The 10,758-nt window shown below is 71.4% G+C and carries 11 protein-coding genes; 8 read left to right on the forward strand and 3 right to left on the reverse strand.

What is annotated here, in order from left to right:
• The 5 genes from ACWGH4_RS22040 to ACWGH4_RS22060 form a co-directional block, all read left to right on the forward strand.
• On the forward strand, positions 1–1,780 hold a 1,780-nt coding region (locus ACWGH4_RS22040; RefSeq protein ID WP_453463448.1), incomplete at its 5' end, for an ATP-binding protein.
• Between the two features lie 110 nt (positions 1,781–1,890).
• A complete protein-coding gene (locus tag ACWGH4_RS22045) occupies positions 1,891–2,310 on the forward strand; it encodes a roadblock/LC7 domain-containing protein (RefSeq protein WP_441265962.1) in 420 nt (139 codons plus the stop codon).
• A complete protein-coding gene (locus ACWGH4_RS22050; RefSeq protein WP_453463451.1) occupies positions 2,307–2,666 on the forward strand; it encodes a DUF742 domain-containing protein in 360 nt (119 codons plus the stop codon). The genes ACWGH4_RS22045 and ACWGH4_RS22050 overlap by 4 nt, the downstream gene beginning before the upstream one ends.
• The gene (locus tag ACWGH4_RS22055) at positions 2,647–3,264 is read left to right on the forward strand and encodes a GTP-binding protein (RefSeq protein WP_453463454.1); all 618 of its coding nucleotides are present in this window, start codon (positions 2,647–2,649) and stop codon (positions 3,262–3,264) included. Before ACWGH4_RS22050 ends, ACWGH4_RS22055 begins: the two co-directional genes overlap by 20 nt.
• Positions 3,261–4,556 carry a cytochrome P450 gene (locus tag ACWGH4_RS22060; RefSeq protein WP_453463456.1) on the forward strand — a complete coding sequence of 432 codons (1,296 nt, stop codon included), beginning with the start codon at positions 3,261–3,263 and terminating at the stop codon, positions 4,554–4,556. Before ACWGH4_RS22055 ends, ACWGH4_RS22060 begins: the two co-directional genes overlap by 4 nt.
• Before the next feature lie 45 nt (positions 4,557–4,601).
• On the opposite strand, the gene ACWGH4_RS22065 is transcribed toward ACWGH4_RS22060, so the two are convergent.
• Positions 4,602–5,588 carry an SMP-30/gluconolactonase/LRE family protein gene (locus ACWGH4_RS22065; RefSeq protein WP_453463459.1) on the reverse strand — a complete coding sequence of 329 codons (987 nt, stop codon included), beginning with the start codon at positions 5,586–5,588 and terminating at the stop codon, positions 4,602–4,604.
• Between the two features lie 157 nt (positions 5,589–5,745).
• Complete coding sequence (locus ACWGH4_RS22070) at positions 5,746–6,972, reverse strand: cytochrome P450 (RefSeq protein ID WP_453463462.1); 1,227 nt, start codon at positions 6,970–6,972, stop codon at positions 5,746–5,748.
• 191 nt (positions 6,973–7,163) lie between these two features.
• On the opposite strand from ACWGH4_RS22070, the gene ACWGH4_RS22075 reads away from it, so the two are divergent.
• Entirely contained in the window at positions 7,164–7,694 is a 531-nt protein-coding gene (locus tag ACWGH4_RS22075) for a DapH/DapD/GlmU-related protein (RefSeq protein ID WP_441265968.1), read from the forward strand.
• 144 nt (positions 7,695–7,838) lie between these two features.
• Here the strand turns inward: ACWGH4_RS22075 and ACWGH4_RS22080 are convergent, their stop codons facing one another.
• Positions 7,839–8,291, reverse strand: coding sequence for a DUF4442 domain-containing protein (locus ACWGH4_RS22080; RefSeq protein WP_453463464.1), 453 nt, complete (start codon positions 8,289–8,291; stop codon positions 7,839–7,841).
• A 93-nt stretch (positions 8,292–8,384) separates the two neighbouring features.
• On the opposite strand from ACWGH4_RS22080, the gene ACWGH4_RS22085 reads away from it, so the two are divergent.
• Both ACWGH4_RS22085 and ACWGH4_RS22090 read left to right on the forward strand, forming a co-directional pair.
• Entirely contained in the window at positions 8,385–9,416 is a 1,032-nt protein-coding gene (locus tag ACWGH4_RS22085; RefSeq protein ID WP_453463466.1) for a hypothetical protein, read from the forward strand.
• Between the two features lie 77 nt (positions 9,417–9,493).
• On the forward strand, positions 9,494–10,758 hold a 1,265-nt coding region (locus tag ACWGH4_RS22090; RefSeq protein WP_453463469.1), incomplete at its 3' end, for an MFS transporter.

A 10,758-nucleotide genomic window follows, 5' to 3' on the forward strand; every position in this document is an offset into this window, starting at 1 on the left:
CACCCGGCCCGGCACCCCCCGGCCGACCGACGCGCAACTCCGGCGCCAGCTCGACGCCTTCGCCGGCGAGGTACGCGCCGCGGAACAACGCGCACGGGCCGCCGCGGCGAACTGCGCTGCGGCAGTACGGCAGTTGGCACTGGCCGCGGACGGCGTCGACCGGATGACGACGGTCGCCCTGCCGGCCGCGGTGGCGCATCTGCGCACCGGCGCGTCGGCAGACACGGTGATGGCGGGCCTGGACCGGCCCGCGGACTCCCGGCTGCGGGTGCTGCTCGAGACGACCGTGCGGGAGCTGGCGCTCAGCGAGCGACGCGCCGCGGCCGCCCAGGGCGCGAGCGCGAAGGCCCTCAGCCGGGTGCAGGCGAAGGCCGTGACCATGCTCGCGGATCTCCGTGAGATGCAGGACCGGCACGGCGAGGAGGTCTTCGGCGACCTGCTGAAGCTCGACCACAACGCCTCCCAGCTCGGCCTGATGACCGACCGGCTGGCGCTCCTCATGGGCGGCCGGGCCAGCCGCGCCTGGAACAGGCCGATCCCCATGGAATCCGTCCTGCGCGGCGCGGTCGGGCGCATCGCCGCGTTCCAGCGGGTGCGGCTGCACTCCTCCAGCACGGCCGCCGTCGCCGGTTTCGCCGCCGAGGGCGTGATGCACCTGCTCGCCGAACTGATGGACAACGCGGCGAACTTCTCCCCGCCGGTCGACGAGGTCCACGTCTATGTCGAGGAGCGGACGGCGGGCCTGGTCGTCACCATCGAGGACAGCGGCCTGAGGATGTCGGACGCGGCGATGCGGCGGGCCGAGGAAGCGGTGTCCGGCAGGATCACCGACCTCGCCACACTTCAGGGCACCCGGCTCGGGCTGGCCGTGGTCGGCAGGCTGGCCGTGAAATACCGCATGAGCGTCAGCTTCCGGCCGTCGTCGCGCGGCGGTACGGGTGTGGTGGTGCTGCTGCCGCCGCAGCTGCTCGCGCAGCCGCGCAGCGGCCTGCCGGAGGAGGCGGCGACCGGGCACGTGACCCCGGCCCACGGCATCACGGTCCCCCTGCCCGACGCCCCCACGACATCCGGGGCAGGCACGACGGGAACGGCTTCGTGGGACAGCGCGGCGGCGACCCCCGCAGGCGGGGAGGGCACCGTCGGAACGACCTCCTGGGACAGCACCGCAGCAGCCACCACGTCCGGGCCGGGCACGGTCGATACGTGGCAGGCCACGGCATCGACCCTCGCGACCGAGCCCGAGACCACCGGAGCGACCACCTGGGACAGCACGGCAACGACCACAACACCCGGGTCGGACACGGTCGGATCGACTTCCTGGGACAGCACGGCAGCGACCACAGCAACCGAGCCCGACACCACCGCAACAAGCTCCTGGGACGGCACCGCAGCAACCACAACAGCCGGGACCGGCACGGCCGGAGCGACCCCGTGGGAGGGCACGGCCGGGATCACGTCGGCTGGGGGTGAGGGCGGCGGCAGCGTGCCCGTCCCGCCGCAGGGTGTGCGGCGGGTGGCGACGCCCGGCGGGCTGCCGGTGCGGCCGGCGGGCCGCACGATGGCGGTGGCGGACCGCGGCCGCGACCCCGGCGCGGGTCTGTCGGAGGGCTACGCCGGGACCGGCCGTGACGCGGGCACGCAGTTCGACGCGTTCCACCGCTCCCGCCGTCCCGGGAACTCCGGGTCCCCCAACGCGGAAACGGGCCTGTCGTTCCCGCCCGGGCCGCCCACGCACACGGACCCGCACGGCGGTCCCCCCGAAGAGACGTCCGGCCCGTAGCGCCGCCGCAGCGGCGCCGTCCGTACCCGTCCCGTACACCGGAACACCGGAACCGACAGGAGGCACAGGCCGACACCCGGTCCTCACCGGACGCCCGGCCCACCCCGATCATGCAGACCACCGACACCAGTCTCACCTGGCTCCTGGAAGGCCTGCTGGAGCGCACACCCGGCACCCGGCACGCCCTCGTACTTTCGCGCGACGGGCTGAAGCTCTGCTGGACCAGGCATCTCACCCGTGACCAGGCCGATCAGCTGGCCGCGATCTGCTCCGGCATCCAGGCCCTCGCCCAGGGCGCGTCGATCGAGTTCGGCAGCGGCACCGGCGGTGTCCGGCACTCGATGACCGAGTTCCACGGCGGCCTGCTGTTCATCGTCGAGGCGGGCGCCGGCGCGCACCTCGCGGTCGTCGCGGCGGACGGCGCCGACCCGGGCATGGTCGGCCACCGGATGACCGAGCTGGTCGAACAGATCGGCGACCGTCTGCGGGCGGCGCCGCGGCTGCCGGCCCAGGACAGTCCCCGCTCATGACCCGGCGTCCCGTCGACATCGGTGAACCGGACCGGCTCTACACCGTCACCGGCGGACGCAGCCGTGCCGACGACGACTCGTTCGACCTGGTCACGTTGATCGTCGGCGAATGCGAACCGTCCCCCGGCATGCAGTCGGAGCACGTACGGATCCTCGAACTGTGCCGCGCACCCACGGCGGTCGTGGAGGTCTCGGCCGCGCTGCGGCTGCCCGTGACGGTCGTCCGGATCCTCCTGGGCGACCTGCTGGTCACGGGCCGCGTCACCGCCCGCCATCCGCCGGTCGACCGCTTCCGCGCCTCGCTGCCCGACTCCGACCTCTTGAAGGAGGTGCTCGATGGACTCCGCAACCTCTGAGCTTCCCGGCCTGACGCCGTTGGGCAGGGATTCGGAGAGCGGCCTCAAGATCGTGGTCCTGGGCGGCTTCGGTGTCGGCAAGACGACGCTCGTCCGGTCCGTGAGCGAGATCCGCCCGCTGAACACGGAGGAGGTGATGACGCAGGCCGGCGTCGGCATCGACGAGACCGCGGGAGTGCCGACGAAGAAGACGACCACCACCGTGGCCTTCGACTTCGGCCGGATCAGCCTCAACGACCGCATGGTCCTCTATCTGTTCGGCGCACCCGGGCAGGAACGCTTCTGGTTCCTGTGGGACCGGCTGTTCGCCGGCACGCTCGGCGCGGTCGTCCTCGTCGACACCCGGCGCATGAGCGACTCCTGGTACGCCATCGACCGGCTCGAGCACCGCGGTACTCCGTTCGTCGTGGCCGTCAACCGGTTCGACGACGACCCGTCCGCCTACTCCCTGACCGAGATCCGCCAGGCCCTGGCGCTCGACCCGCACGTCCCGCTGGTCGAGTGCGACGCGCGGATCCGCTCCTCCGGCAAGCACGTCCTGCTCAGCCTCGCCGACCACCTCCATGAACTGGCCACGGCCCGGGAGACGACACCATGAACGACCCCATCGGCACCACGGCACACGCGCCGCACCCGCCCGGCTGCCCCGCCCACGAGGAGGCGGTCCGGCTCCGCGGCCACGCGTTCCAGCAGGACCCGGCGGAGCTGTACCGCTCCCTGCGCGGCCGGTACGGCTCCGTCGCGCCGGTCCTGCTGGAGGGGGACGTTCCGGTGTGGCTGGTCCTCGGCTACAGCGAGGTCACGTACGTCACCTCCCACGACGAGCTCTTCGCCCGCGACTCACGGCGCTGGAACCAGTGGGGGGCCGTTCCGGCCGACTGGCCGCTGCTGCCGTTCGTAGGGCATCAGCCGTCCGTGCTCTTCACCGAGGGAACGGAGCACCAGCGGCGCGCCGGGGTCGTCACGGAAGCGCTGGAGGCCGTCGACCAGTTCGAACTGGCCCAGTGGTGCCGCGAGATCGCCGAACTGCTCATCAACGCGTTCGCCGGCAGTGGCCAGGCGGACCTGACGACGGCCTACGCGCATGCCCTTCCGATGCGCGCCGCCGTGCGGATGTGCGGGATGCCGGCCCACGGGGCGGACACCGAAGGCCTGATACAGGACCTGCGGATCTCGTTGGACGCGGCGGAGAACGACGATCCGGTCGCCGCGTACGTCCGCGTCCAGGAACGCATCCAGCGGCTGGTGGAGGACAAGCGCCGCGCGCCCGGGCCCGACGTCACCTCCCGGATGCTGGCGCACCCGGCCGCCCTGACGGACGAGGAGGCCGTACAGGACCTGGTCGTGGTCCTCGCCGCGGCCCAGCAGCCGACGGCCGGCTGGATCTGCAACACGCTTCGGCTGCTGCTGACCGACGATCGCTTCGCGCTGAACGTGTCGGGTGGCCGGCTCAGCGTGGGCCAGGCGCTCAACGAGGTGCTGTGGCTGGACACCCCGACGCAGAACGTCATCGGTCGCTGGGCGGTGCGCGACACCACGCTCGGCGGCCGCCGGATCCGGGCCGGGGACTGCCTGGTGCTGGGGCTCGCGGCCGCCAACACCGATCCCCGGATCTGGCCGGAGGAGCACATCGGCGCCGAGAACTCGGCGCACCTGTCCTTCGGCCACGGCGCGCATCGGTGCCCCTATCCGGCACCGATGCTCGCCGATGTGATCGCCCGTACCGCGGTGGAGACGCTGCTGGAGCGGCTGCCGGACGTGGTCCTCGCCGTGGAGCCGGACGAACTGGCCTGGCGGCCGTCGGTCTGGATGCGGGGACTTGCCTCGTTGCCGGTGAGATTCACACCGGTCGTGGCCCTCGGGGAGTACGGGAGCGGGAATCAGCGGTAGAGGAGCGGTCCCCGCCGACCTGCGGCGGCCCGCTTCCCGTTCGGCTCACCGCGCCCCTGGAGGAGCGGCAGCGGCGCGGGGCCGGAGATCCAGCCACGGCCGGCGACCCGGTCCGGTCGGGTGCGTGCCCGTGACGCCCATGACCACCGAGTAGAGGCTGGTCTCCGCGGCGATGAAGAGACGGTTGCGCTTGGCTCCGCCCCAGGCGATGTTGGCGACCGCCTCGGGGACGTCGAGCCGCCCGATCAGCGTGCCGTCGGGGTCGTAGCAGTGCACTCCGTCGTCCATCGCCGCGGCCCAGAGCCGGCCAGCGTCGTCGAAGCGGAGGTTGTCGAAGCGGGCGTTCCGCCGGGCCCCCGCCTCGGCGAAGATCTCGCCGTCCGACAGGGTGCCGTCCTCGCGTACGTCGAAGACCCGGATGCAGCCTGCCCGGGTGTCGGAGACGAAGAGCTGCCGCTCGTCGGCCGAGAAGACGAGACCGTTCGGGGCGCCGAAGCAGTCGGCGGCCAGCCGCACTTCGCCGGAATCGGGATCGACGCGGTAGACGTTGTTGGAGCCGATCTCGCTCTCGGCGCGATGGCCCTCGTAGTCGCTGGTGATACCGAAGTCCGGGTCGGAGAACCAGATCGACCCATCGGACTTCACCGCCGCGTCGTTCGGGCTGTTCAGGCGCTTCCCCTGCCAGCGGTCGGCCAGCACCGTGACGGTGCCGTCGTGCTCGGTCCGCGTCACCCGGCGGTTGCCCTGCTCACAGGTGACCAGCCGGCCCTGCCGGTCGAGGGTGTTGCCGTTGGTGTGCCCTGCGGTGCGGCGGAAGACGCTGACGGCGCCCGTCTCCTCGTCCCAGCGCAGCATCCGGTCGTTGGGGATGTCGCTCCAGACCACCTGACGCCAGGCGGGCAGGTAGATCGGCCCCTCGGCCCAGCGGCAGCCGCTGTACAGGACCTCCAGGCCGTCATCGCCGTTCATGCAACGCCCGGTCCGGAACCGGTCGTCGAACATCTCGTACAGCGCGGGGCGCTCACTGGCCATGCGCACACTCCCCTTCGGATGCTGAATTTCATTCAGTCTTGAAGGGAGATTGCATGATGAAATATGGACATCGCAAGGTTAATCCGAACGGAGAGTTGTGGATCACACCTCGTCCGCAGGAGCCGGCCGCACGGTGCCCTTCGGTGGGCCGGCCGGTTCAGCCGGCCGCCGGGGTGAAGCGCACGGGCAGGGACCTCGGCCCGCGGGTGAACACGCCCTGCTCACGGGGGACGAAGCCGTCGGCGAGGCGCAGGTCCGGCATGGCGTCCAGCAGTTGGCCGACTCCGGCCCTGACCTCGGCCCTGGCGAGCAGCGCGCCCACACAGAAGTGCCGGCCGAGCGCGAAGGCCAGATGGTCGGCGGCCGCGGAGAACGCCGTCGTCGCGGTGAGGTCGTCGCGGAAGATGTCGAAGCGGTCGGGGTCGCGGTACCGCTCGCCGTCGCGGTTGGCCGCGCCGATCAGACAGGTCACCGTGGCACCCGCGGGGATGGTGCCGCCGCTGACGGTGACCTCCGCGGCGGTCTGCCGCATGATCATATGGACGGGGGGTGTGAAGCGCAGCGTCTCGGCGAGGGCGCGGTCGATGAGGCTCCGGTCCTCGCGTACCGCGGCCAACTGGTCAGGGTGGACCAGCAGATTGGCGAACATGCCGGCGATGGCCTTGTCGGTGGTCTCACCGCCTGCCGCGAGCAGCAGGCTGCAGAACGCCTTGATGTCCTCGTCGCTCATCCGCACGCCGTCCACCTCCGCCGCGCAGAGCGTGGAGAGCAGGTCCTCACCCAAATTCTCGCGGCGCTCCTGGATGATCGGGATCATGTACTCGGCGAACTCGACGCGGGTCCGCTCACCGGCCGCGGCGATGTCGGGGTCCCTGGCGAGATTGCCGAAGTAGGCGACGACGGACGTGTACCAGCCGTGGAAGCGGTCGTGGTCCGCCTTGTCCAGACCCAGCATGTCGGCGATGACATTGACGGGGAACCGGGTGGCGAAGGAGTCGACGAGATCGACCTCGCCCTTGTGCCGGAAGATGTCGATCAGCTCACGGGCGTTGCTCTCGATGACCGGCAGGAACCTGTCCCTGAGGTCGCTGCCCCGGAAGGCGGGAGCGACGAGCGCCCTGCGCACGGCGTGCTCCCGTCCGCTGAGCTGCACGATCGTCTTTCCGTGGACGGGCTCGAGCTGCCAGTCGTAGTTCTCGGTGGTGAACACCGACTCCTTGTCCTTGAAGGCGCGCTCCACGTCCTCGTAGCGGGAGACCAGATAACTGCCGGTGGGTTCGTGCCAGATCAGCGGGGCGTACTCGCGCATCGCCCGATAGGCGGGGTAGGGGTCGGCGGCGAACTCGGGCGACAGGATGTCCGGGATGTGCTGTTCGGTGGCCATGGGGCTCCCTCGTCAGCAACGGGCAATGCGCGAAAGGCTATTGAGCCGCCGACGAGGACGACAGACGGCAAGGCGGCGCGCACGGGTGCGCCTCCGCGCGCGAACCCGCGCCCCCTGCCGCACGTCGCGGGATCGAGGGGCTTACGGTGCAGGTAGGCGCGGGACGACCGGTGAGGCACGAGGGAGCAGGCATGACGGAGCGGGCATTGGTTGCGGGTGTGGGCGGCAAGGAGCCCGACGTCGCCCCGGAGGCGTTCACAGCGCCGACGTCGGTCGTGATGGGTGACGTGACCGTCGCCGCGGGGGCGAGTGTCTGGTACCAGACGGTGCTGCGCGGCGACTGCGGGCCGATCGTGATCGGCGCGGGGAGCAACATCCAGGACAACTGCACCGTCCACAGCGACCCCGGCTTCCCCGTCACCGTGGGCGAACGTGTCTCGGTCGGCCACAACGCGATCCTGCACGGCTGCACGGTGGAGGACGACGTCCTCGTCGGCATGGGAGCCACGGTCCTCAACGGGGCGCACATCGGCGCAGGTTCGCTGATCGCGGCACAGGCCCTCGTACCGCAGGGCATGCGGGTGCCGCCCGGCTCCCTGGTGGCGGGGGTGCCCGCGAAGGTGCGGCGGGAACTGACGGAGGAGGAGCAGGAGGGCATCAAGCTCAACGCGGCGGTCTATCTGGACCTGGCCGCCCAGCACCGGGACGCGCACAAGGACTGAGGTCCGAGAGCCCGCCGCGCGGGAGCGGGGCCCGCACAGGCCGAGGCGGCGCGGGGCACACGTCGGGCCGTGCGTCACGGCGCGCGAAAGGCCGCCCGGTCACCTCAGGGGTGCCGGGCGGCCCGGTGCGTTGCGGGGCCGCGCTCAGCTGTTGGGGCGCAGGGTCCAGACGATGTGCATCTCGCCGGTCACCGCACCATCGGCGCGCTGGATGGCGACCGTGACGGGGAACTCGGGGCGCTCCCCCGCGTCCAGTTCCTTGACGACGTCGGCGACGGGGCGGCCGAGCGTCGCGGTCGCCGTGAGGACGCCCTTGGCGAGCTTCTTGTAGCTGGTCTCCGCCTTCACCGGAAGCGGCACCGAGCGGCCCAGCTGGTCACCGAACGCGGCCAGGACGACGGCGCCGCTCGCCGACTCGGCGAGGGTGAACATCGCGCCGGCGTGCGGCCCGCCGACATGGTTGTGGTACTCGGGCTGGTCCGGCAGCCGGAGCACGGCTCGCTCCGCGGTCGTCTCCAGGTACTCGAGATTGAGGGTCTTGACCATGGGGACGGTGGCGGCGAGCAGTTCGCCGATGGACATCTGGTCTGCGCTCATGCCGGGATGTTACCCACGAGTAGGCATTCTTGGCCATCCCCGGCGGGCCCCGGACGTGGAAGAGCCACGGCCGCACCTCTATGGTTACTGGCCATGTGGCCAGGACAGCAGCCGCCCGGGGGCGAGCAGAACCCGCAGGACCAGAACCCGTACCAGCAGCCGGGGTACCAGCAGCCGAATCCGTATCAGCAGCCGGGATACCAGCAACCGGGGTACCAGCAGCCCAATCCGTACCAGCAGCCGACCGTGCCGCAGTACGCCGTGCCCGGCCAGACGCCGGGAGCACCGCAGCCGGCGGGTGACGACAAGAAGAAGACGACGATCATCGCGATCGTGGCGGCCACCGCGGTGGTCGCGACCGCCGTCGTGACCGGCATCGTCGTACTGCCGGACGACGAGAAGTCGTCGGGCAAGAGCGGCGACGTCGCCGCCTCGAAGCCGGCCGACCCGAACGCCTCTGAGAAGCCGAAGGGCTCAGAGGAGCCGGCCCCGGCGCCGACGGGCAACCCGCGCGGCGGCGAGGCCAAGCCCACCATCGCGGGCTGGAAGGTCGTCACCAACCCCAAGCACGGCACCCAGTTCGACGTGCCGGCGGAGTGGGAGGTGGCGAGCTCCGGCATGGCCACCGGCTTCGAGGACGAGAAGAAGGGCGACGGCTCGCCCGCCGTCGTCATGTCGGCCCCGGCCCACCTGAAGAGCAAGTGGTGCCTTTTCGACTCCGACAAGGACGGCAGCGAAGAGGACTACGGGCTGGCCAGCACCGGCACCAAGGGCGGCAAGGGCGCCAAGAGCACGGCGGAGGCGGCTTACAACGAGGCCGGCAACTGGGCGTGGGCCGCATACGCGCAGACCGAGCCAGAAGGCACGGTCAAGATCACCAAGGCAGAGGACTACACGACCAAGTCCGGCCTCAAGGGCAGCGTCTCAACCGCCACGGCCAAGGGCGTGAAGAAGGACAACAAGTGCGAGACCGACGGTAAGTCGATCGCGTTCAGCTTCAAGAACACCAAGGGCGACTTCGCGAGCTGGGTGCTGTACTCCAACACCGGCGTGCCGGGCGAGGTGCCCGACGCCACGATCCAGCAGATCCTCAGCACCGTACGGCTGGCCGGCAGCTCGGGCTGAACCGCTGACCGGCTTCCACGGGCAGCGGCCCAACAAGTCGTTTGGCAAGTCCGGGCGGCACCAGGGATAGTCCTCCGGTGACATCTCCCGCTGCCGCGCCACGCCGCACATCGCGCCGCCCCGAGTGGGCGGGCCGCAACTACACACTGCTGACCGCCGCCGCGATCATCACCAACCTGGGAAGCCATGGTGCGCTGATCGCGGCGGCGTTCGCGGTGCTTCAGGCGGGCGGCGACGGCGGGGATGTCGGTCTGGTGGCCGCAGCCCGCACCCTCCCGCTGGTGCTGTTCCTGCTCATCGGCGGCGCGATCGCCGACCGGCTTCCGCGGCACCGGGTGATGGTCGCAGCCAACGCCCTCAACTGCGTCTCGCAGGCGCTGTTCGCCTTCGTCGTACTGTCCGGCGAACCGCAGCTGTGGCAGATGATGCTGCTGACCGCGCTGTGCGGCACCGGCCAGGCGTTCTTCAACCCCGCCGCAGAGGGCATGCTGATGTCCAGCGTCAGCGGCGAGCAGGCGAGCCGGGCCTTCGCACTGTTCCGGATGGCCATGCACGGCGCGGCCATCGGCGGGGCAGCACTCGGCGGCGCGATGATCGCCGCGATCGGACCGGGCTGGGTCCTCGCCGTGGACGCCGCGGCCTTCGCGGTCGCGGGCGCGCTGCGGGCGTTCCTGGACGTGAGCCACATCAGACCCCGGGAAGCGGGCGGCGGGCTGCTCGCCGATCTGCGCGACGGCTGGAAGGAGTTCGTCGCCAGACCGTGGCTGTGGGCGATCGTGGCCCAGTTCTCGGTGGTCGTCGCCGTCGTGGGCGCGGCCGAGTCCGTCTACGGGCCGCTGGTCGCCAGGGACGAACTCGGCGGCGCGGCGCCCTGGGGCGTGGCGCTCGCGGCGTTCGGAGTGGGCACGCTCGGCGGGGCACTGCTGATGATGCGGTGGAAACCGCGACGGCTGCTGCTCGCCGGGACGCTGTGCGTCTTCCCGCTCGCGGCGCCGTCCGCTGCCCTCGCGGTGCCGCTCCAGGTGGAGGGCCTCGCGGTGGTGATGTTCGTCAGCGGCGTGGCGATCGAGGTGTTCGGTGTCGCCTGGATGACCGCGCTGCACCAGGAGATCCCCGAGGACATGCTCTCCCGGGTCTCCGCCTACGACTGGTTCGGCTCGGTCGCGATGCTGCCGCTCGCCACGGCGCTCGCCGGCCCGGCGGAATCCCTCTTCGGGCGGCGGGCGTCCCTGCTGGGCTGCGCGGCGCTGGTGGTGGTCGTGACGGCGGCGGTGCTGTTCGTGCCGGACGTGCGGAACCTGAGGCGGCGGGGGGAGACGGTCGCCGGCGGTGGGCCTTCGGC

This window comes from Streptomyces sp. NPDC054847 (assembly GCF_053610925.1).

Excerpts from the sequence above, each read along its gene's own strand:
- ACWGH4_RS22065 (WP_453463459.1), bottom strand. The coding sequence starts at position 5,588 with ATGGCCAGTGAGCGCCCCGCGCTGTACGAGATGTTCGACGACCGGTTC.
- ACWGH4_RS22075 (WP_441265968.1), top strand. The coding sequence starts at position 7,164 with ATGACGGAGCGGGCATTGGTTGCGGGTGTGGGCGGCAAGGAGCCCGAC.
- ACWGH4_RS22045 (WP_441265962.1), top strand. The coding sequence starts at position 1,891 with ATGCAGACCACCGACACCAGTCTCACCTGGCTCCTGGAAGGCCTGCTG.
- ACWGH4_RS22080 (WP_453463464.1), bottom strand. The coding sequence starts at position 8,291 with ATGAGCGCAGACCAGATGTCCATCGGCGAACTGCTCGCCGCCACCGTC.
- ACWGH4_RS22055 (WP_453463454.1), top strand. The coding sequence starts at position 2,647 with ATGGACTCCGCAACCTCTGAGCTTCCCGGCCTGACGCCGTTGGGCAGG.
- ACWGH4_RS22050 (WP_453463451.1), top strand. The coding sequence starts at position 2,307 with ATGACCCGGCGTCCCGTCGACATCGGTGAACCGGACCGGCTCTACACC.
- ACWGH4_RS22085 (WP_453463466.1), top strand. The coding sequence starts at position 8,385 with ATGTGGCCAGGACAGCAGCCGCCCGGGGGCGAGCAGAACCCGCAGGAC.
- ACWGH4_RS22060 (WP_453463456.1), top strand. The coding sequence starts at position 3,261 with ATGAACGACCCCATCGGCACCACGGCACACGCGCCGCACCCGCCCGGC.
- ACWGH4_RS22070 (WP_453463462.1), bottom strand. The coding sequence starts at position 6,972 with ATGGCCACCGAACAGCACATCCCGGACATCCTGTCGCCCGAGTTCGCC.